General features: G+C 65.1%; 20 protein-coding genes. 3 read left to right on the top strand and 17 right to left on the bottom strand.

The window, feature by feature from the left end:
• Positions 1-226: 226 nt before the first annotated feature.
• Complete coding sequence (locus AC0L20_RS07130; RefSeq protein WP_473287977.1) at positions 227-535, top strand: hypothetical protein; 309 nt, start codon at positions 227-229, stop codon at positions 533-535.
• 62 nt (positions 536-597) lie between these two features.
• On the opposite strand, the gene arfB is transcribed toward AC0L20_RS07130, so the two are convergent.
• The 7 genes from arfB to AC0L20_RS07165 form a co-directional block, all read right to left on the bottom strand.
• Positions 598-1,014 carry an alternative ribosome rescue aminoacyl-tRNA hydrolase ArfB gene (gene arfB / locus AC0L20_RS07135; RefSeq protein ID WP_456767730.1) on the bottom strand — a complete coding sequence of 139 codons (417 nt, stop codon included), beginning with the start codon at positions 1,012-1,014 and terminating at the stop codon, positions 598-600.
• 113 nt (positions 1,015-1,127) lie between these two features.
• On the bottom strand, positions 1,128-2,495 hold the full coding sequence (locus tag AC0L20_RS07140; RefSeq protein WP_473287978.1) for a M16 family metallopeptidase: 1,368 nt from the start codon (positions 2,493-2,495) through the stop codon (positions 1,128-1,130).
• Positions 2,492-3,886, bottom strand: a complete 1,395-nt coding sequence (locus tag AC0L20_RS07145) for a M16 family metallopeptidase (protein ID WP_473287979.1) — start codon at positions 3,884-3,886, stop codon at positions 2,492-2,494. The genes AC0L20_RS07140 and AC0L20_RS07145 overlap by 4 nt, the downstream gene beginning before the upstream one ends.
• Positions 3,887-4,085: 199 nt before the next feature.
• A complete protein-coding gene (locus AC0L20_RS07150; RefSeq protein ID WP_456767733.1) occupies positions 4,086-4,814 on the bottom strand; it encodes a hypothetical protein in 729 nt (242 codons plus the stop codon).
• Between the two features lie 97 nt (positions 4,815-4,911).
• Complete coding sequence (gene lspA, locus AC0L20_RS07155) at positions 4,912-5,406, bottom strand: signal peptidase II (protein ID WP_473287980.1); 495 nt, start codon at positions 5,404-5,406, stop codon at positions 4,912-4,914.
• Positions 5,407-5,561: 155 nt separating this feature from the next.
• Positions 5,562-8,570 carry an isoleucine--tRNA ligase gene (ileS, locus tag AC0L20_RS07160; protein ID WP_473287981.1) on the bottom strand — a complete coding sequence of 1,003 codons (3,009 nt, stop codon included), beginning with the start codon at positions 8,568-8,570 and terminating at the stop codon, positions 5,562-5,564.
• Positions 8,571-8,772: 202 nt separating this feature from the next.
• On the bottom strand, positions 8,773-9,744 hold the full coding sequence (locus AC0L20_RS07165; protein ID WP_473287982.1) for a bifunctional riboflavin kinase/FAD synthetase: 972 nt from the start codon (positions 9,742-9,744) through the stop codon (positions 8,773-8,775).
• Between the two features lie 230 nt (positions 9,745-9,974).
• Here AC0L20_RS07165 and AC0L20_RS07170 point away from each other — a divergent pair, with 230 nt between their 5' ends.
• On the top strand, positions 9,975-10,370 hold the full coding sequence (locus AC0L20_RS07170; protein WP_007596883.1) for a response regulator: 396 nt from the start codon (positions 9,975-9,977) through the stop codon (positions 10,368-10,370).
• Positions 10,371-10,491: 121 nt separating this feature from the next.
• Here the strand turns inward: AC0L20_RS07170 and AC0L20_RS07175 are convergent, their stop codons facing one another.
• From AC0L20_RS07175 to uvrC, 9 genes are all read right to left on the bottom strand, one after another.
• Positions 10,492-11,346: a TIGR01459 family HAD-type hydrolase gene (locus AC0L20_RS07175; protein WP_018453486.1), complete on the bottom strand. Its 855-nt coding sequence runs from the start codon at positions 11,344-11,346 to the stop codon at positions 10,492-10,494.
• Positions 11,347-11,361: 15 nt separating this feature from the next.
• A complete protein-coding gene (locus tag AC0L20_RS07180; RefSeq protein ID WP_473287983.1) occupies positions 11,362-12,840 on the bottom strand; it encodes an EAL domain-containing protein in 1,479 nt (492 codons plus the stop codon).
• Positions 12,841-12,982: 142 nt separating this feature from the next.
• Positions 12,983-14,113, bottom strand: a complete 1,131-nt coding sequence (locus AC0L20_RS07185; protein ID WP_473287984.1) for a YihY/virulence factor BrkB family protein — start codon at positions 14,111-14,113, stop codon at positions 12,983-12,985.
• Between the two features lie 2 nt (positions 14,114-14,115).
• Entirely contained in the window at positions 14,116-14,727 is a 612-nt protein-coding gene (locus AC0L20_RS07190) for a phage holin family protein (protein ID WP_473287985.1), read from the bottom strand.
• A 90-nt stretch (positions 14,728-14,817) separates the two neighbouring features.
• Entirely contained in the window at positions 14,818-15,777 is a 960-nt protein-coding gene (gene prmB / locus AC0L20_RS07195; RefSeq protein ID WP_473287986.1) for a 50S ribosomal protein L3 N(5)-glutamine methyltransferase, read from the bottom strand.
• Complete coding sequence (locus AC0L20_RS07200) at positions 15,777-16,253, bottom strand: molybdenum cofactor biosynthesis protein MoaE (protein ID WP_473287987.1); 477 nt, start codon at positions 16,251-16,253, stop codon at positions 15,777-15,779. The genes prmB and AC0L20_RS07200 overlap by 1 nt, the downstream gene beginning before the upstream one ends.
• Before the next feature lie 3 nt (positions 16,254-16,256).
• Positions 16,257-16,508 carry a molybdopterin converting factor subunit 1 gene (gene moaD / locus AC0L20_RS07205; protein WP_007596861.1) on the bottom strand — a complete coding sequence of 84 codons (252 nt, stop codon included), beginning with the start codon at positions 16,506-16,508 and terminating at the stop codon, positions 16,257-16,259.
• Entirely contained in the window at positions 16,505-17,122 is a 618-nt protein-coding gene (gene pgsA / locus AC0L20_RS07210) for a CDP-diacylglycerol--glycerol-3-phosphate 3-phosphatidyltransferase (RefSeq protein WP_027565390.1), read from the bottom strand. The genes moaD and pgsA overlap by 4 nt, the downstream gene beginning before the upstream one ends.
• A 96-nt stretch (positions 17,123-17,218) precedes the next feature.
• Complete coding sequence (gene uvrC / locus AC0L20_RS07215) at positions 17,219-19,288, bottom strand: excinuclease ABC subunit UvrC (RefSeq protein WP_473287988.1); 2,070 nt, start codon at positions 19,286-19,288, stop codon at positions 17,219-17,221.
• 250 nt (positions 19,289-19,538) lie between these two features.
• On the opposite strand from uvrC, the gene AC0L20_RS07220 reads away from it, so the two are divergent.
• Positions 19,539-20,162: an outer membrane protein gene (locus AC0L20_RS07220; RefSeq protein WP_473287989.1), complete on the top strand. Its 624-nt coding sequence runs from the start codon at positions 19,539-19,541 to the stop codon at positions 20,160-20,162.
• A gap of 86 nt (positions 20,163-20,248) precedes the next feature.
• Here AC0L20_RS07220 and AC0L20_RS07225 read toward each other — a convergent pair whose 3' ends face one another.
• Positions 20,249-20,464, bottom strand: coding sequence for a cold-shock protein (locus AC0L20_RS07225; protein ID WP_007614865.1), 216 nt, complete (start codon positions 20,462-20,464; stop codon positions 20,249-20,251).
• Positions 20,465-20,586: the final 122 nt, after the last annotated feature.

The following is a 20,586-nucleotide window of genomic DNA, read 5'->3' on the forward strand; positions in this document are numbered from 1 at the left end:
CTGTTTCGCTGCGTGCGGAGATGCGCGCGAGTGCGTTGTTCCGCGCTGCCGTATATGCGGAGGAAAATTCCGCGAAACCGCCGTCAAATCCCTAAACGATCACCACACGAGACGGGTTGCATCGCGGTCGCGCCGTTCGAGCTCGTAACGCGATGGACTGGTTCGGCTCAGGCGGACGGCGCATCAAGCCGCCGAACCGATCATCGCGAAAATCCAGGAGAAATGGATGAAGTTGGTGAAGACCTCCGCAATCGCATGCGCCGTCTCGGCTCTCATTGTGACACCGGTTCTCGCGCAAGGTACGTCGTCTGGCGCGAGGCCTAGCGGCACCGTGCAAAGCAAACCCATGCAAGGCAGCACAATGGGCAGCGGCGACGAGGAGATGAGCGCCCAGCCGGGCGCGGCGGGCGAGACGGCGGGCATGAAGCCGACGAAGGGCACCCGGGGCACGGTTGGCACCACGGGCAGTGCTGCACACAAAGGGACCGCCGACGAGTCCGCGACAGGCGGTGCAGCCACGGGCAAGCGCTACTAGCCAATGGAGTGAGACGGCAGAACTCCGGTCGCCCTGCGGCCGGAGTTCTTTCGTTGTGTCTGCTAGTCGTCGAAATCGCGCCCACGCTTCGACTTGATGTCGCTGCGGCGCTTCTTGCCCTCGAGCCGGCGCTGCTTGGAGCCAAAGGTCGGCTTTGTCGCGCGCCGCGGCTTCGGCCGGATCATGGCTTCGCCGAGCATCTCCGTGAGGCGGTCGATGGCGTCCTGGCGGTTGCGCTCCTGGGTGCGGAAGCGTTGGGCCTGGATCACGATGACGCCGTCCTTGGTCATGCGCTGCCCTGCGAGCCGGGCGAGGCGCAGCGCGGCATCCTCCGGAAGCGTCAGCTTCCGGGTGTCGAAGCGCAATTGCGCCGAGGTCGCGACCTTGTTGACGTTCTGCCCGCCCGGGCCGGAGGCGCGGACAAAGCCGATCTCGATGTCGTCCTCGTCGATGACGAGATCGCGGGATATCCGCAGCATGGTGGCACCATTCGTGATGCCCGGACATATCCCGGACGCCCAAGTTCGGCAATGGCGCCCCGAAATGCAAATGGCCGGGCGAGCCCGGCCATTCACGAAGCCTACGGAAGACGTCAGTTCGACTTCGTCGCCGGTGCGGCTGCCGGTTGCGCCGCGGCCTGCGGAGCGCGGCCGACGACGACGGTCAGGAGGCCTTGGCCCCAGAGGCGCTTTGCCGCCGCCTTGGCGTCGTCCATGGTGACCGCATCGACGACGGCGTTGCGCTTCTCGATATAGTCGATCGGCAGCTTGTCCTGCTGATATTGCAGCAGCGCCTGCGCAAGCTTCGAGGAGGTGTCGAGCGCCAGCATCTGCGAGCCCTTGAGGTAGGACTTGGCCTCGTCGAGCTCCTTCTGCGTCGGGCCTTCCTCGGCGATCCGGCGCACTTCCTTGTCGATGGCGTCGATGGTATCGCCGGCACGGTCGGCGCGGGTACCGGTATTGCCGATGAAGACCGCCGAATGCTCCATCCAGAGCAGCGATTCGAACACCGAATAGGCCAGCCCGCGCTTCTCGCGCACCTCGCGATAGAGCCGCGAGGACAGCCCGCCGCCGCCGAGGATGTGGTTGACGACATAGGCCGCCATGAAGTTCGGATCGCTGCGCTTCACCCCGGGGCCGCCGAAGGTGATCACGGTCTGGGGCACGTCGAGCGTCACGAAGGCGCGTTGCGGCGGCTTGGCGGCCTCGACGTCGGGGACCGGCACGAGGTTGGCCTTGGCGGGCAGGCCACCAAAAGTGTGGTCGAGCAGCTTGCCGAGCGTGGCCGGATCGACATCGCCAACCACTGCGATCTTCAGCGTGTCCTTGGCGAGCACGCGGCCGACATAATCCTTCATGTCGGCAACCGTGATGGTCGGAACGCTGTCGAGGTTGCCGTTGGACTGACGGCTATAAGGATGATCGCCGAAGGCGACCTCCAGGAATTTGCGGCTCGCCAGCGAGGTCGGGTTGGTGGTCTCGCGGCGCAGGCCCGAGATCACCTGCGAGCGGATGCGCTCGACATCGGCCGTTTCGAAATGCGGCGAGGTCAGCGCGCTCCGCAGCAGGTCGAAGGCCTCGTCCTTGTTGTCGCGCAGCATGCGCAGGCTGCCGCGGAACGTGTCGCGGGTGGCGGAGAAGGAGAGCTCGATGGCGCGGCGGTCGAGCCGCTCATGGAAGGTCTTGGAATCGAGATCGCCAGAGCCTTCGTCGAGGAGATCGCCGACCAGATTGGCGACGCCCGACTTGTCCTTGGGATCCTGGGCCGATCCGCCGGCAAAGGAATATTCCATGGCGATCAGCGGCACGGTCGCATCCTGCACGAACCAGGCCTCGATGCCGCCCGGCGAGGTCAAATGCTGGATCTTTGCCGCCGCCTGCGACGGCGAGACGGTAGCGAGCGCGAGTGCCGCGCCGGTGGCAAAGGAGAACGCAACGCGTCGAAGGAAGGGATAGGTCACGAACGCTTCTCCTCGCGCTTGGCGGCGCCGGTGTCCTTGATCAGATAGCCCGTCACCGAGCGCTTCTTCTCGAGCCATTTCTGCGCGACGGTGCGGACCTGCTCGGCGGTGACGGCGCGGATGCGGTCGGGCCAGCTCCGGATGTCCTCGATCGACAGGCCCGTGGTCAATGCGCCGCCATACCAGCGCGCCAGTACCGCCTGGTTGTCCTGGGCGTAGATCGCCTCGGCGATGAGCTGGGTCTTGACCCGCTCGAGATCCTCGGCGCGGATCGGATTCTGCGCGACGTCGGCAATGACGCCGTCGACCACCTGCTCGACCTCGGCGAAGCTGACCCCGGATTTGGGCGAAGCCGAGATCGCGAACTGGGTCGGGTCGAGCGAGATGCTCGAATAGCTGGCGCTGGCGGAGACCGCGAGCGGCTTGTCGACCACGAGCGCACGGTAGAGATAGGAATTGCTGCCGCTGCCCATCAGCTGCGCCAGCACGTCGAGGGCCGCGCTTTCGCCGGCCGCAGCCGTGGTCGCCGAGGGCACCAGGTAATAGCGTCGCAAGCCGGGTTGCTCGACGCGCGGATCGGCCAGGGTCACGGTGCGCGGCGCCGCGGGCTCCGGCTCCTGCGGGCGGACGCGGCGCGCCGGGATGGCGGGTTGGGCCGGGATGGAGCCGAAATTGCGCTCGACCAGCGGGCGGATGTCGGCGGGCTCGACGTCGCCGGCGATCACCAGGATCGCGTTGTTCGGCGCATAGAAGCGGCGGTAGAAGGCGAGCGCATCCTCGCGGTCGAGCTTCTCGATCTCCTGGTGCCAGCCGATCACCGGCCGGCCGTAGGGATGGTTGAGATAGAGCGCGGCCATGATCTGCTCGTTCAGCCGCGCGTCCGGATTGTTGGCAACGCGCATGTTGTATTCTTCGAGCACGACGTCGCGCTCGGGCAACACGTTCTCGTCCTTGAGGATCAGGCCGGTCATGCGGTCGGCCTCGAACTCCATCATGGTCGGCAACTGTTCCCGCGGCACGCGCTGGTAGTAGTTGGTGTAGTCGACCGAGGTCGAGGCGTTCTCGTTGCCGCCGACGCGGAGCACGGTCTGGGAGAATTCGCCGACCGGATGCTTCGATGTGCCCTTGAACATCAGGTGCTCGAGGAAGTGCGCGAGCCCGGACTTGCCCGGCGTCTCGTCCGCCGAGCCGACCTTGTACCAGATCATTTCCGTGACGACGGGGGTGCGATGATCGGGAATCACCACGACCTGCATGCCATTGCCAAGCGTGAGGCTGGCGGGCGGAGCCGATGTCACCGTGGTCTGAGCAAGGGACGCGCCGGCCGTCAGGACACTCGTCGAAAGCAGCGCGGCAAGGAGGCGGGCAGCCGATCGGTAAGAGGACATCATGATCCTTATGAAAGGCCGAGCCCGGATGTCCGGCTCGGAGGCACGGCATGGTACACCGTGCGGCAAACGCTTCGCGTCACGAAGCAGAGAACTCGACTCGGGCGCAAGTTACTGATCAGCAATCAAAGACCGCGTCCAGCGTGCACGAGTCGCCGGCGCAGGACCGCGTCTGTCGGGATGTCGCAAAGGGACAGGAGCGCTATTGTTCCTTGTCCTTGCCGGACATGATGTCGAAATAGGTCCGCCTCGTCTTGTCCTCTCCGGCGCCATAGGCGTAGCTCGGCGACGGCGTCTGGTAGCCCGGCGGCGGCTCGACCAGCGACTGCCGCGGCGGCTCGGTCGTGAATTGCTTGGCCGCCTCGCCTTTGTTGTTCGACATCATGCCCCACAGGCCGCCGGTGAAACCGAGCTGGGCCGGGCTGAGCGACGGATTGCCATTGGTGCCCGGCTGAATAGGATCATTGCTCGTGCGCTCGGGTGCGGCTGTCCTGCCGACCTCCATCTCGGCGGGCGACAACGCCCGGCCGGCCTGCCAGCTTTCCGTGGCCTTGACGGCCTTCTTCCGCTGCGCGATCGCCTCCTTGCGGCGTCTCTCGTCAGGGTCCTTCGGCCAGTTTGGTGCGTTCTTGGCTTCAACGCCGGCGGGTGGCGGCAGGTCAAGCTTGGGCGGCACCACCAGCGGCGACCGCTCGCGGTACTCGATACCCTTCTTCTCCATGCTCTTGGCGCCGATGCCGGACATCAGATTGTCGATGAGCTTCTCTTCGAAGGTCATGTCGTCATCGTCCTCACCGTCGTCACCGGCGCGGGCGGCGCCAGCCGACATGACGAGACCGATGCCGAGCGCGACAGCGGACAATTTCAACGCCCGCCAGAACCCCTGCCGGGGGTCTTCAACCATCGAACCGCTGGTCTTCGAGCTGCGCATCACTGTACCTGTTCCAAATTGTGGCAGTTTGCCGCTCTCGCGCGGCATAATCCCTCGCAAAAGCAAGGTTCCGCCTGCCGGTCCGTATCGGCCGGGATCAGGGCGCTTTTGCGGCGGGTACCCCCAGGAAGGAATCATACAATAGCGCCGCCACGCCAGCAACGATGGCCACGTCCGCGAGATTGAACACGTACCAATTATAGGTATTTCCGCCGATATTGATGTGAAACAGGGCGAAATCGACCACCGCGCCATAAGCCAGGCGGTCGATGCCGTTGCCGACGGCGCCGCCAATGATCAGGCCGAGCGCGATGGTTGCCAGCAGGGTGTGGGAGCGGGCCATCCAGATCGCCAGCGCAACCACGGCGAGGACCTTGACCGCCATCAGCGCCATTTGCGCCGCCTGGCCGTCGTTCTGGAGCCAGCCGAAGCTGATGCCGATGTTCCAGGCCAGCACCAGGTCGAAGAACGGGGTCACCTCGACCGCGCCGCGACGGGCGAGGTCGAACACGTTCAGCAGCCAGAGCTTTGAGGCTTGGTCGGCCACGAGCGTGAGCAGGGCCGCGAGGATGCCGGCGCGGAGCGGGGTCATGGGCGGTCGGCCACAACACGCTCCGTCGTCGTCCTGGCGAAAGCCAGGACCCATACGCCGAGGCGGTCGTTGTTTGAGGGACTCGTGGTCATCAGCCTTCGCTGCAATCGGCGGTCGTGGTTATGGGTCCCGGCCTTCGCCGGGACGACGCAGAGTTAAACGCTGACCCCCAGCGCCTTCCATTCGCGCAGCGCCTTGGCGTCGCGCGGCGTGACGTCGGGGTATTCGGGGTCTTCACCCACCGCCGGCGAAATCTTCCAGGAACGGGCGCATTTGGTACCGACCGCCTTTTCCACCACGACTGCAACACCTGGAACGGCATCGAGACGGAATGCGGAAGCCGGTGCCTCGCCCTCGCGCACCTCGTAGTTCGAGGTGATGCAGATCTCGGCGAGGTCGGCGTCGAACAGCGTCGCAAGCATGTCGCGGTCGGCGACATAGATGACCGGTGATGCCTCCAGCGACGAGCCGATGTTCTTGGCGGCGCGTTCGAGCTCCAGCGCACCGGTGACGACGCGGCGGACGTTGCGGATCGCTTCCCACTTCGCGGCGAGCTTGTCGTCGCGCAGGCTTTCGAGGTCGTCGGGAAACTGCGTCAGGTGCACCGAGGGCTCGGCGTCGGGCCTGTACATGCGCCAGGCCTCCTCCGCGGTGAAGCTGAGGATAGGCGCCAGCCATTTCAGGATCGAGCTGCACAACAGGTCGATCGTGGTCAGCGCCGCCTTGCGCGTCGGCGAGGACGGCGGATCGCAATACAGCGTGTCCTTGCGGATGTCGAAATAGAACGCGGAGAGCTCACTGTTCAGGAAGGCGGACAAGGTCGCGACCACGGTCTTGTAGTCGAACTCCTGATAGGCCTTGCGGACGACGGCGGCGCGGACCGCGAGCTCGTGCAGCATCAGCCGTTCGAGCTCAGGCATCTCGGCGGGCGCGACTGCGTCGGCCGGCTTGTAGTGATCCAGCGTTCCCAGCATCCAGCGTACGGTGTTGCGCAGCTTGCGATAGGTCTCGATGGTGTTCTTCAGGATCTCCGGGCCGATGCGCTGGTCGTCGGCATAGTCGGTGGCGCAGACCCACAGGCGCAGGATATCCGCGCCCGAATCTTTGATCACCTTCTGAGGCTCCACGGTGTTGCCGATCGACTTCGACATCTTGCGGCCGTTCTCGTCGAGCGTGAAGCCGTGGGTGAGCACGATGTCGTAGGGCGCGCGGCCGCGCGAGCCGGCGCTCTCCAGCAGCGACGAGTGAAACCAGCCGCGATGCTGGTCGCTGCCTTCCAGGTACATCACGGTGTCGTCGCCGCCGTCGACCTTGCGGACGATATTGCCGAGCTGCGGGAAGTTCTGGCGATCCTCGAGCACGAAGGCGTGCGTGGAGCCGGAATCGAACCAGACGTCGCAAATGTCGTCGATCTTCTTCCAGTCTTCCTTCGCGCGCGATCCAAGGAAGCGCTCGCGGGCGCCGTCCATGTACCAGGCGTCGGCGCCTTCCTCCATGAAGGCCTCGGCGATGCGCTGGTTGACGATCTCGTCCTGCAGGATCTCGGCCGAGCCGTCGCTCTTCTCGCGCACGAACACGGCGATCGGAACGCCCCAGGCGCGCTGGCGCGAGATCACCCAGTCGGGGCGGTTGGCGATCATGCCGTTGATGCGGTTCTCACCCGACGGCGGCACCCATTGCGTGACCGAGATCGCATGCAGCGCGCGGGCCCGCAGCGTATCGCCCTTCTTGGCGTGGCCATTCTCGCTGACGTCCTTGTCCATCGCGATGAACCATTGCGGCGTATTGCGGAAGATCACCGGCTTCTTTGAGCGCCAGGAATGCGGATATTGGTGCTTGAGGCGGCCCCGCGCGAGCAGCTTGCCGGCCTCGACCAACGCCTTGATCACGGCCTCATTGGCATCGCCCTTCTCGCCCTTGTCGTTGAGCACGCGCTTGCCGGTGAAGCCGGGGGCCTGCGCGGTATAGGCGCCGTTCTCGTCGACAGTGTAGGGGATCGCGGTCGAGATGCCGCGCTCATCGAGCTCGCGGGTGTTGGCCATCCAGACGTCGAAATCCTCGCGGCCGTGGCTCGGCGCGGTGTGCACGAAGCCGGTGCCGGTATCGTCGGTGACATGCTCGCCTGCGAGCAGCGGCACGATGAACTCGTAACCGCCATCGAGGCCACGCAAGGGATGGGCGCACTCCACGGCGTCCAGCGTATCGCCGGGAATGTCGCGCAGCTTCTCATAGGCGGTGACGCGCGCCTGCTTGAACACCTCTGCTGCAAGCGCATCGGCCAGGATCAGGAGATCGCCGGTCTTCGCCCAATTGTCCGCGGCCGCATCCGTGACCTTGTAGAGGCCGTAGGCGATCTTCGGTGAGAACGAGATGGCGCGGTTGCCGGGCAGTGTCCAGGGTGTGGTGGTCCAGATCACGACGCTGGCGGAAGCAAGCGCCCCATGCGCGGGCGAGGTGACCGGGAATTTTACCCAGACCATGTCGGAGGTGTAGTCCTCGTACTCGACCTCGGCCTCGGCGAGCGCGGTCTTCTCGACCACGCTCCACATCACCGGCTTGGAGCCGCGATACAGCGTGCCGTTGGCGGCGAACTTCATCAGCTCGCGGGCGATCTGCGCTTCGGCGGGATAGCTCATCGTCTGATAGGGATGATCCCAGTCGCCGATGATGCCGAGGCGCTTGAATTCCTCGCGCTGCACGTTGATCCAGTGTGTCGCATAGGCGCGGCACTCTTTCCGGAACGCCACCATCGCGGCGGAGTCGCGGAAGTCGGGCTTCTGCTTGCCCTTGGAGCGGTAGTTCTCTTCCTCGATCTTCCATTCGATCGGCAGGCCGTGGCAGTCCCAGCCAGGCACATAGTTGGAGTCGAAGCCGAGCATCTGCTGGCTCTTGGTCACGACGTCCTTGAGGATCTTGTTCAGCGCGTGCCCGATATGGATGTTGCCGTTGGCGTAGGGCGGGCCGTCATGCAGCACGAATTTGGCGCGGCCCTGGGCTTCCTGGCGCAGTCTGTCGTAGAGGCCGATGTCGTTCCAGTATTTCAGCAGCTCCGGCTCGCGCTGCGGCAGGCCGGCGCGCATCGGGAATTCGGTCTGCGGCAGGAACAGGGTTTTCGAATAGTCTTTGGCTTCGGATTTTTGGGACTTTTGTGGCTTGTCGGACATGAGGCTGACTGGCTCGGAAAGGCGCGGGAACGGATGGCGATGCGGAATCGCGGGTGAAACGACAACATCCCGGTCTTGCGCCGAGCCGAAGGCTCAGGCGGAAGCCGGGCCGCTAATCCCTATGATGCGCCGCGCAAACATGGCCTCTCCATAGCAGGGGGGCGGGGGAAGCGCAAAAGGTTCGGCGGGCCGGTTTCCGGCCTCAATCAATCCCGCCAAGCCTCGGAAACGCGTCCGGGGCGGCGGCGAGCATCGCGCGGGCGCGGGCGGAATCATCGTCCATCTGGCGGATCAGGGCCTCCAGGCTGTCGAATTTCAGCTCCTCGCGGATGAAGCCGATAAAGGCGCAGTCGAGCGTCTGTCCGTAAAGATCGCCCTTGAAGTCGAACAGGAAGATTTCCAGCAGCGGCGCACCATTATCAAACGTCGGGCGGCGGCCGAAGCTTGCCACCCCGTCCAGCCGCTCCGCGCCGCGGCCGACCCGCACTGCATAGATGCCGTGCTTGAGGCCGCAATTGGCATCCAAGCGGATGTTGGCGGTGGGATAACCGAGGTCGCGGCCGCGCTTCTCGCCGTGGATGACCTCGCCGGTAATGAACCAGGGCGCGCCGAGCATGGCCGTGGCCTCGTCGAGTTGGCCTTCGGCGAGCGCGATCCGGATCGCGCTGGACGAGACCGGCCGCTCGTCGATATCGACATGCGGCTGCACGTCGACCTCGATGCCGAGCCGGGGCGCCTCGTTGACCAGGAGGCTCGGCGAGCCGACCCGACCCTTGCCGAAATGGAAGTCGTAACCGACGGCGATCCCGCCGATGCCCAGGCGCCCGATCAGGTCATGGTGAATGAAGTCTTGCGCGCTGGTCCCGGCGCGGGACTTGTCGAAGGTCATGACCACGGCGCCGTCAAGTCCGGTGCCGGCCAGAAGCCGCAGCTTGGCACGCTCGTCCGTCAGGCGGAATTGCGGGGTGTTGGGGCTGAAAAACCGCCGCGGATGCGGCTCGAAGGTCAATGCCAGCGCAGGGCGGCCATGGATCCTGCCCATTTCCAGGGCTGCGGCGATCACGGCGCGATGACCGAGATGAACGCCGTCGAAATTGCCCATGGCGACCACGGCACCCCTTGCAATGGCGGAGTCCGGCGTGGTGTCGCGGATAACGGTAAAATGCGGAGCCATCAGGGGAATTCTCAAACCGGCGGGACCGGCCGGGACCGTGGCGCGACGGGCCGGATGAAGTCAAGCGGGAGGGGGCGGCCGCATCGAAGGCGATTTCAGTCCACCGGGGGCGCTCCCAGTTAACGCGCTGTTTAACGCCTTGGTGCTAGTCCTTGGAGCGTGGAACCGCGGGGCTCCGGCCCGGCAGGTCCGATCGTAATATTTCCTGGGTTTGCGTTGGGGGAGTCGAGATGGCGGTTGATTTGTCGATGTCGGTTCTGGTGGTTGACGACTACAGCACCATGATCCGTATCATCAGGAACCTCCTGAAGCAGCTTGGCTTCGAGAATATCGATGATGCAAGCGACGGTTCGGCAGCGCTGAACAAGATGCGCGGCAAGAAGTACGGGCTCGTGATTTCCGACTGGAACATGGAGCCGATGACGGGATACGACCTGCTGCGCGAAGTGCGCGCGGATCCGAACCTCGCCACCACGCCCTTCATCATGATCACGGCCGAATCAAAGACCGAGAACGTGATCGCGGCCAAGAAGGCCGGCGTGAACAACTACATCGTCAAGCCGTTCAACGCGGCGACGCTGAAGACCAAGATCGAGGCGGTCTTCCCGGACATGGCAAGCGCGTAAGGCGCGATCGAAGCCATCAACTGAATTCGGAAGGCCCGGGCGATTGTCCCGGGCTTTCTGCGTCGGGTTCGTTGTTCCGGATTAGATGCTTCACATCAACCGGGAAGCACCATCACCCACGCTACCACTTCAGTTCGCGCATCAGCGCCTTCGGCGGATGGCCGAACAATTCCAGCACTGAAGCCGGATCAAGCTGGTCAAGACCCTCGAACTCCTCGGCATGGATGCCGCGGGTCACGAACAGGCAATCGATGCCGAACTCGCGCGCGCCGGTGAGGTCGGTCCGGACGGAATCGCCGATCGCGAGCACCTTTTTGCGGTCGATCTGGTGGCCCTGGCGTTCGCCGGCGAGCGCCATCGCGCGCTCGTAAATCGGCCGGTGCGGCTTGCCGTAGAAGATCACTTCGCCGCCGAGCTCGCGATAGAGCTCAGCGATCGCGCCGGCGCAATAAATCAGTCGGTCACCGCGTTCCACCACGATGTCGGGGTTGGCACAAACCAGCGTCAGCTTGCGCTCGCGCGCCTTCAGCATCATGCCGCGATAGTCTTCCGCCGTTTCGGTCTCGTCGTCATAGAGGCCGGTGCAGACGATGTAATCCGCCTCCTCCAGCGGCGCGGTCACCGCATCGAGGCCGCGATAGATCGAGTTGTCGCGCTCGGGGCCGAGCCAGAACATCTTGCGGCCGGGATGGTCGGCGACATAGAGCCGCGTCAGGTCGCCTGAAGACACGATCGCGTCATAGGTCTCGTCGGCGACGCCGAGCTTGCGCAATTGCCGCTGCACGGAGTCGGCCGGGCGCGGCGCGTTGGTGATCAGGATGACCGTACCGCCGCGGCTGCGATAGGTGTGCAGCGCCTCGCAGGCTTCGGGGAAGGATTCGAGGCCGTTATGGACCACGCCCCAGATGTCGCTGAGCACGACGTCCACGCCCGCCACGAGTTCACGCAGGCTTTCGGCGAAATGCAGCGTGGTCATGATGCGTGCGGCCGATCAGATGCGGCGCGCGAGCGCGGCGTTGCCGGTGACGCGCTGTGGCGCAGACGCAGCCGACGTCGCGCCTGAGCTGGGTGTGCCGGAGCCATTGGATCCCTGAGTGTCCTGTGCCTGGTTCGGCGCGGCGGTAGCAGATGACCCCTCCGGCCGCAATGGCCGGGGCGGCGCGAACAGGAACCCCTGGCCGAACCGCACGTCATAGTCGAGCAGGTCGATCACGGCGCGCTCGCCCTCAATCCGCTCGGCGATCAGATCGATGCCGAAGCGGCCGAGCAGGTCGGAAAGGTCGGAAGGGTGGATGTCCGAGGCCGAAGCCTGCCTGGGGTCGAGCAGGAGCGAGGCCGGCACCTTGATGAAGCGCACGCCGCGATCGGCGAGCTCGCGCGGTTCGATCCGCAAATCGGTGACATGGTCGATCGAGAAACGGAAGCCGCGCTGGGCGAGCGCGGCGAGATTCTCGGTCTCGGCCGGACCGAGATTGCGGAAGGTCGACTGCTTGAATTCCAGCACCAGCGACGGCGCCAGCGCCCGGTTGGCTTCGAGGAAATCGAGGTATTGCGCGAACGTCGTGGAATTGCCGAGCGTGGAAGCCGCGACGTTGCAGAACACGCCGACCTCCTTGTTGCGTACCATCAGGCGTCGCAGCACCTGCACGCAGCGCAGCATCACCATGTTGTCGATGCGCCCGATCAGGCCGGAGGCCTCCGCGATGCTGATGAACTCCTCGGCCGCGACCAGCTGGTCACGCTCGTCGCGCAGGCGCGTCACCGCCTCGTAGAAGCGAACCTTGCGCTGGGGTAGCGACACCATCGGCTGGAGAAAGATGTCGATGCGGTTCTCGTCGATCGCGTTGCGGAGCGTCGCCAGCAATTGGGTCTGGTTGCGGCCGTTGGCGGTCTGAACGGGATTGGCGGTCTGGGTCTGGATCGCCGGTGCTGCCGGCCGCAACGGCGGCGGCGTGGGTGCCGGGGGAGGGGCAGCCGGCCGCTCCTCTTCGAACGGGGCCATCAGGTCGAGCGGCGCCTCCGGCTCCTGCCTTGCGACCGGCGCGGGGGCCGGCACCGGCGCGTTGCCAGCCATCAGATCCTCATGGGCCGACACGGTGGTGGCGAGTTGCCTGACCAATCCGCCGAGCTCGTTGATCTCGCCGACCACCGACTGAATCCGGTCTGAGTTGGCCGAATTGGAGGAGGCGATGCGTGCTTCGATCGTGGCAAGCCGGCGGCCGAACTCGGCGACCTGGCGGGCGAGGTCGGCGGTGCCGCGCGAAAGATCGGCGATCTGGCCGCCGACGTCGCTGCGGTCGCGCAACCGCATCGACACTGCATTGTAGAGGATCAGGAAGGTCAGTGCCGTCAGCGCCACGATCGCAGATTCAGTTCCGCTGATGCCGGCGACCGCGTAGAGCACGAGCCCGAGCGAGGCGGCGACCAGAACCATGCAGATGGCGATGAAGATCGTCGAAATCCGAATCATGCCGCGCGTTACGCCTCAAGAGCTGACTGCCTGACCGGGAAAACACGGGTGGCGTCTCGAACCCGTCACGCCGCATGCTCCCCCAAGCGGCATGAGCTTAACATCATTGTTGATTCGAGGGGATAGCGGCCCGATCTCGGAGTCAGGATGGCGCCGCAGCGCCGACCGTGTCGGCCGAGACGGCCTCGCGGGTGCCAAGCGGCTTGGGCGCCCCGGTGGTCGTGTCACGCAGGGTCTGCCGCTCGATCTCCGAATTCAGCTCGGCGCCGAACATGATGACGATGGCGGACATCCACATCCACATCATCAAGCCGATCGCAGCGCCGAGCGAACCGTAGGTCGCGTTGTAGTTGGCGAATTCCGAGAGATACCAGGACAGCAGCGCCGAGCCGGCGATCCAGAGGATCGCCGCCGTTACCGCGCCGGGGCTCAGCCATTGCCAGCGCGGGGCGTCGCGGCTGGGCGCGAAGCGGTAGAGGATGGCGAGCGCCGCAAGGAGAATGACGAACAGCACCGGCCATCGCGCCAGCGCCACGATCAGCTTGCTTTCGGGCGCCATGCCGAGGTGGTTGAGCGCGAGCGGGAAGGCGACGACGGCGCCCACCATCAGCAGCAGGGCAACGATGCCGCCGACCGTGAAGGCGAGCGAGACCGTATTCAGCCGGATGAAGCTGCGCTTTTCACGCTCCTCATAGGCGACGTTGAGGGCGTCGAAGATGGCTTTGACGCCGGCATTGGCGCTCCAGATCGCGAGCACGAGTCCAAACAGGAAAGTGAAACCAAGGGTCGCGCCGCCGTTCGACACGACGCGCGCCACCTGGTCCTCGACGATCTGGAACGCGCCCTCGGGCAGCATCATCGCGAGCGATTGCAGGTTGGAACTGATCGTCGAGGGATCGGCGAACAGGCCATAGAATGAAACCAGAGCCGTGATGGCGGGAAAGATCGCGAGCAGTCCGAAAAAGACGACGCCGCCGGCGGTCGCGAGCAGGCGATCCTCGTCGATGCGCTGATAGGTGCGCCAGAGGATGTCCTTCCAGCCTGCCCACGGGATTGCGAACGGGCTTTTCGCGCGGCGGCCGCGGCCAGGCTGCGAGGCTGCACCCGTCGGGCTCGTTTCCGGCGAATTCGCCTCGCCGTTGCGGTGGTCTTGCGGAGGTCCCGGCCGGATCAGGCCAGACTCCTGGAAATACCGTTCCGCGGTGAGCACGAACACGGTCGTGGCTGCCACCAACAGCCAGCTGTCGAATTGCTCGGCGCGCCGCAGAGGCATTTTCAGGTCTCCGCTCCGTGGCCGTGACGCCGCCGGCGCGCGGCCGTCAGCCCGACCAGCCCAACGGCTGCGAGCATCAGCCCGAGTTGCACGGGCCGGTTGGACCGAGCCGGCCACGTGCTGCCGCCATGTCCTGGTTCATGTCCCCGTTCATGTCCTCGTTCGCCCGGCGCGAGCGGCGCCAGGGGAATTGTCGTCGCGACCTCCTTCACCGCGTCCTTCACCGTTCCGCGCGGGATGCGCGGGGTGGCGATCGCCACCCGCAGGCGGCTGGCGAGCGGCACTATCGGCTTGGTCTTGCGCTTCATCTGAGCCATGGCCACGCCGGCGCAGGCGGCGGCCAGGACCAGGAGGACACCGCCGGCGGCGCCGAACCCCCAGAATTGCCCGTAATGGATTGCAACCCAGCGGTACAGGGCGATCAGACCGACAAAGAAGGCTGCGACGATGAACAAGCCCGCAACGGCGAGCAGTCCGGCCGCAGTCGCGTAAGACGTCATGCGCCCCGTGGCCTGATTGCTCCTGTCACGGGCATAGGACTGGGCGGCGCGCTTGAGATGGTTGAGCTTGAGCGCGACGCCGGCGCGCAGCAATTCGCCCGATGGCGCAAGCATGCGGTGATCCTCCGAGTGCGAGAAAATTCGTCGGGGGATGAACGTGGCGGTATTTGACTTGTTCCGACGAGGTCTGCCCGCCGTGATCGATCAGCCGAGATCGGCTGCCGCGATCCAGAACACTTCGCCCTCGGAGTCCTCGGTGTCGAGCCAGAGCAGCGGTAGTTCAGGAAAGGCCTCGTCGACCAATTCGCGGCCGCGGCCGATCTCGCAGATCAGCCCGCCATCCGGCGTCAAATGGCCGGGCGCGTCGCGCAGGATCCGGCGCACCACGTCGAGACCGTCGGCGCCGCCGTCAAAGGCGAGCTTCGGCTCGGCCCGGCACTCCGGCGGCAGCGCCGCCATGCCTTCGGCGTCGACATAAGGCGGGTTGGTGATGATCAGGTCGTATTTGGCGTCACCGAGCGGGGCGAACAGGTCGCCGCGATGCAGGCTGATCCGGTCATCGAGCCCGTATTCGCCGACATTCCGTCTGGCGACGTCGATCGCGCCCTTGGAGATATCGACGGCGTCGATCGTGGCATTCGGAAAATGATGCGCCGCGAGGATCGCGAGGCATCCCGACCCCGTGCAGAGATCGAGCACGCGTTCGACCGCGCCGGGATCGTCGATCAGCGAGCCGGCTTCGCCGTCGCCGCCGAAATGCGACTCCAGGAGCTCGCCGATGAACGAGCGGGGAACGATGACGCGCTCGTCGACATAGAACGGCAGGCCGCGCATGTAGATCTTGTTGACGAGATAAGCGGCCGGTTTGCGCGTGGTGACGCGCTGATGGATGAGGTCGATGATGGTCCTGCCCTCGGCGGCCGTGACGCGCGCGTTGGCAAAAATCTCGAACTGCTCGGGATGCAGATGCAGGGCTTCACAGACCAAAAAGGCCGCTTCCGCGACCGGATCGGGTGTGCCATGGGCAAAGGCGAGCTTGGCCTCATTGAAGCGGCTCACCGCATAGCGGACGAAATCGATCAGCGTGAGAAGCTCGCCGCGCCCCACTTTCGCGAGCTTTGGCGCGGCGCGGCCGCGCACGGTCTTTTTGGATGTCGTTGCCATCAGGATCGGGTCCAGCGTGCGGCGGCTTCATCGTCGCGGGACTGGGCCTCGACCCACCCAGTGCCGGTGGCGCTCTCTTCCTTCTTCCAGAACGGCGCGTTGGTCTTGAGATAATCCATCAGGAACTCGGCTGCCTGGAACGCTGCCTGGCGGTGCTGCGAGGCGGTCAGCACCAGCACGATGTTCTGGCCGGGCATGAACCGGCCGACGCGATGGATCACCGTGACGCCGTTGAGAGGCCAGCGCGAGGTGGCCTCGTCGGCATGGCGCCTGATCTCTTCCTCGGCCATACCAGGATAATGCTCGAGCGAGAGCGCGGCGATCTTCGCGCTGTCCTCGTCGCCGCGGCAGATGCCGGAAAAGCTCACGACTGCACCGATGTCGGTGCGGTTCCCGGTCAGCACCGCGATCTCGCGCGCGATGTCGAAATCGTCTTGCTGGATACGGATGGTGACGGGGCAGGTGGTGACCGGCATGGCCTAGCCGCCGGTCATCGGCGGGAAGAACGCGATCTCGCGCGCGCCCGCGATCGCGGCGTCCGACTTGACGTGGGCATGGTCGATCGCGGCGCGGATCACCTTCGGCTTCTCGAACGCGTAGGCGTAGGCTTCGCTTTGGCCGGACAGCCAGGCGATCAGCTCTTCCACCGTGCGCACGGTCGCGGGCGGCTCGATCGTCTCCTCGGCCTTGCCGACGCGCTCGCGCACCCAGGCGAAGTACTTCACCTTCATCCCTCATCCTCCTTGATGAGGTGATGGATGCCGGCGCCGAAATAGTCGTAGCCGGTGTACATGGTGAGGATCGCCGATGCCCAGAGCAGCGCCAGCCCGGTCATCGAGACCATGGGCACCACCTCATCGCCGGCGGGACCAGCCAGCAGGAAGCCGATGGCGATGAGCTGAACCGTCGTCTTCCACTTCGCGAGCTTGGTCACGGGCACGCTGACGCGCAGCGCGGCAAGATATTCGCGCAGGCCCGAGACCAGGATCTCGCGGCACAGGATCACGATGGCGGCCCACAGAGACCAGCCGTGAATGATACCGTCGGCGGCCAGCATCAGCAGACACGAGGCGACCAGAAGCTTGTCGGCGATCGGATCGAGCATGCGGCCGAACGCCGATTGCTGATTCCAGATTCGCGCGTAATAGCCGTCGAGGTAGTCGGTGACCGCAGCTGCGATGAAAATGGCGACCGCGACCCAGCGCAGCCACAGCGGACCGTCCATGATCGACTGTGCGTAGATGCACCCGACCACGACCGGGATCGCGGCGATCCGGCCGTAGGTCAGGATGTTCGGGAGGGACATCGCGCGGCTGGTGGTCCCTCGTGTCGTGGCGATGTTCATCCGTCCTACCAATACCGCTGCAGCCTGAAGGTCAACCGTTCCGCTCCCCAAATGGGGTGCGGGATGCGACGACCATATGACCGCGGCCCCCTTTATTCACCCCGGCTGGGGATGGAAATACTCGAAAATCCTGCGAGCGCTCTCGGCGCTCACCCCCGGAACCTTGCCGAGATCGGTGATCGAAGCCCGTTCGATCTCCTTCAGGGTTCCGAAATGGTGCAGCAAGGCACGTTTGCGTGACGGACCGATGCCCGGAATCTCCTGCAAGCCGGCCTCGCGGATGTCCTTCTTGCGCAGCTTGCGGTGCGAACCGATGACGAAGCGGTGCGCCTCATCCCGCAGCCGCTGGATGAAATAGAGCACGGGGTCGCGGGGCTCCAGCTTGATCGCCTCGCGCTCCGGCATGAACAGGGTCTCGCGGCCGGCATCCCGGTCCGGCCCCTTGGCCACCGACATCAGCGCCACCTGGGTCAGGCCGAGGTTTGCAAAGATTTCCCGGACCGCGTTGAGCTGGCCGCGGCCGCCGTCGATGATCACGAGATCGGGCCATTGCGGGAAGTCGTCGTCCTTGGTTTTGACCGCGCCCTCTTCGGGCGGGTTGATCAGGCGCTTGAAGCGGCGCTCCAGCACTTCGCGCATCATGGCGAAGTCGTCGCCCGGCGTGATCCCTTCCGACTTGATGTTGAACTTGCGGTACTGATTTTTCACAAAACCGTCCGGGCCGGCAACGATCATGGCGCCGACTGCGTTGGTGCCCTGGATGTGGCTGTTGTCGTAGACCTCGATCCGCTTCGGCGCATGAGTCAAGTTCAGGGTCGTGGCCATGGCGTCCAGCAGACGGCTCTGCGTCGCGGTGTCCGCGAGCTTGCGGCCCAGGGCCTCGCGCGCGTTGGTGAGCGCGTGGGTGACGAGCTCCTTCTTCTCGCCGCGCTTCGGCGTGGACACCTCGACCTTGCGGCCGGCCTTGATCGACAGCGCGTTGGCGAGCAGCTCGCTCTCCTCGATCTCGTGCGAGAGCAGGATGTTCCTCGGCGGCGGCTTGTCGTCATAGAACTGGGCCAGGAAGGAGCCGAGCACCTCTTCCGGCGTATACGTCTTCTCCGCGCGCGGGAAATAGGCGCGGTTGCCCCAGTTCTGCCCGGTGCGGAAGAAGAACACCTCGACACATGAGAAGCCGCCCTCCTGGTGGATGGCGAACACGTCGGCTTCTTCCACCGTGCGCGGATTGATGCCCTGCTGCGACTGGATCGCGGACAACGCAGCGAGGCGGTCGCGGTAGAGCGCGGCGCTCTCGAATTCGAGCTCACCGGAGGCCTTCTCCATCTCGGCGGCAAGCTCCTGTTTCACCGCATGGCTTCTGCCGGACAGGAAGTCGCTCGCCTCGCGCACCAGGGTCGTGTAGCCGGGGAAGTCGATCTCGCGGGTGCAGGGGCCGGCGCAACGGCGGATCTGGTAGAGCAGGCAGGGCCGCGAGCGGCTCTCGAAGAAGGAATCCGTGCAGGAGCGGATCAGGAACGCGCGCTGAAGCGCGGTGATGGTGCGGTTGACGGCGCCGGCAGAGGCGAACGGGCCGAAATAGCGACCGGGCCGCGTCTGCGCGCCGCGATGCTTCAGGATCTGCGGCGCCCAATGGTCGCCCGTGATCAGGATATAGGGAAACGACTTGTCGTCGCGCAGCTGCACGTTGAAGCGCGGCCGAAGCTGCTTGATGAGGTTGGCCTCCAGCAGCAGCGCTTCGGTCTCGGTGTGGGTCGAGATGATTTCCACGGTCACGGTGGCGGCGATCATGCGCAGGATGCGCGCCGGCTGCGGCGCACTCTGGCGCGCATAGTTCGACAGGCGCTTTTTGACGTTCTTGGCCTTGCCGACATAGAGCACGTCGGCATTCGCATTGAGCATGCGGTAGACGCCCGGCGAGGTGGGGGCGAGGCGGACCGCGCGTTCGATCGCCTCGTGGCCGGTCGCCAGCGGCTCTTCGCCGACCGTGCCGCTCTCTTCCAGGATGTCCGGCAGCCGTGCGTCGTCCTCGTCGTCCCCGTTTGCTGTGGCGGGATCGAGGTCGGGCGGCGCCGCTTCCGTCTGCTGGGGCGGGACGTCGGGCGCGTTGCCGCGCACGGGTTTGCGCGCGCGTGCGTCGTCCGGATTGTCGGTGGAATCGTGAACCATGGTGCGAATTTAGGCGTTGCGGGTGCCGATTTGAAGTTCCGGCCGTGCGGCACGCACAGGATGGCGGCGCAGTTCCCGGTAACGCTTGCTTAAGCCTGTTAACAGCGCGGTAACCCGGCTTAACAGGCCTTTAACTTAAAACTCTCGATAAATCTTACGCGAAAAAGTGGTGGTTCCGTAACCATGCGGTTTTGCCTCGCGCGGCGGCGCGGGCATCGCACCGGTGGCGGCAGTTGCGTTGGAGTGTGTGATGAAGGGGCTCGTTGTGGGCGCAGCCGCGTTGGCTGCAGTCGGCTGGACGGCTTCGGCAGAGGCCGCCGATCTCAACTACGGGCAGCGTGCGCCCTACACGGTCAATCAGCCGCTCAACGCCTATAGCTGGGCCGGCCCGTATCTCGGTGCCAATCTCGGCTATGAATGGGGTTCGGTGAACAACAATCCCGCAAAGCCGTCAGGTTTCGTCGGCGGCGTTCAGGCCGGCTACAATTTCCAGACCGGCCCGTGGGTGTTCGGTGTCGAAGGTGACATCCAGGCCGCCGGTGCCGACGACACCTTCGCGCCGTGGAAGTTCTCCAATCCGTGGTTCGGCACCCTGCGCGGCCGCGCGGGCTATGCCCTCAGCAACGTGCTGTTCTACGGCACGGCGGGCCTCGCCTTCGGCGAGCTGCGCGCGCAGACGTTCGGCTGGACGGAGTCGCACACCAGCGCCGGCTGGACCATCGGTGCCGGCGCGGAAGTTGGTTTCGCGCCGAACTGGAGCGCCAAGCTCGAATATCTCTACATCGATCTGTCGACGAGTCAGTTCGCGATTACAGGCGTGTCAAACGGCTATAGCGCCAGCGTTGTGCGCGCAGGCGTGAACTATCACTTCTGATACCCAAAGAAGAAAATACCGGACTACAACCTCCCGGCCGCTTGCGGCCGGGATTTTTTTTGCGCCGGTGTTTCGCGTCGGACTTGCTAGGGAAGGATGACCAAATCGACCGCCTTCGGCCCCTTGCCCTTCTTGTCCGGTTCGACTTCGAAAGTAATACGCTGTCCTTCGGCAAGGTCCTTCAGTCCGGCCCGCTCCACAGCAGTAATATGCACGAAGACGTCGCGGCCCCCGTCGTCCGGTTTGATGAATCCGTAGCCGCGCTCACCGTTGAAAAACTTGACCGTTCCCGTCATGGCCATCGGGAAACTCCCCCTCATTGCTCCTCCGTCGTGACGCAGACGCACGTCACGACATGACCGGGCCTTACGAAGCCCGGGAGCTGGCCATCCTTGGGCAGACCATTCGGTCCGACTGGATCTTT

This window comes from Bradyrhizobium sp. Kon58, assembly GCF_055807455.1.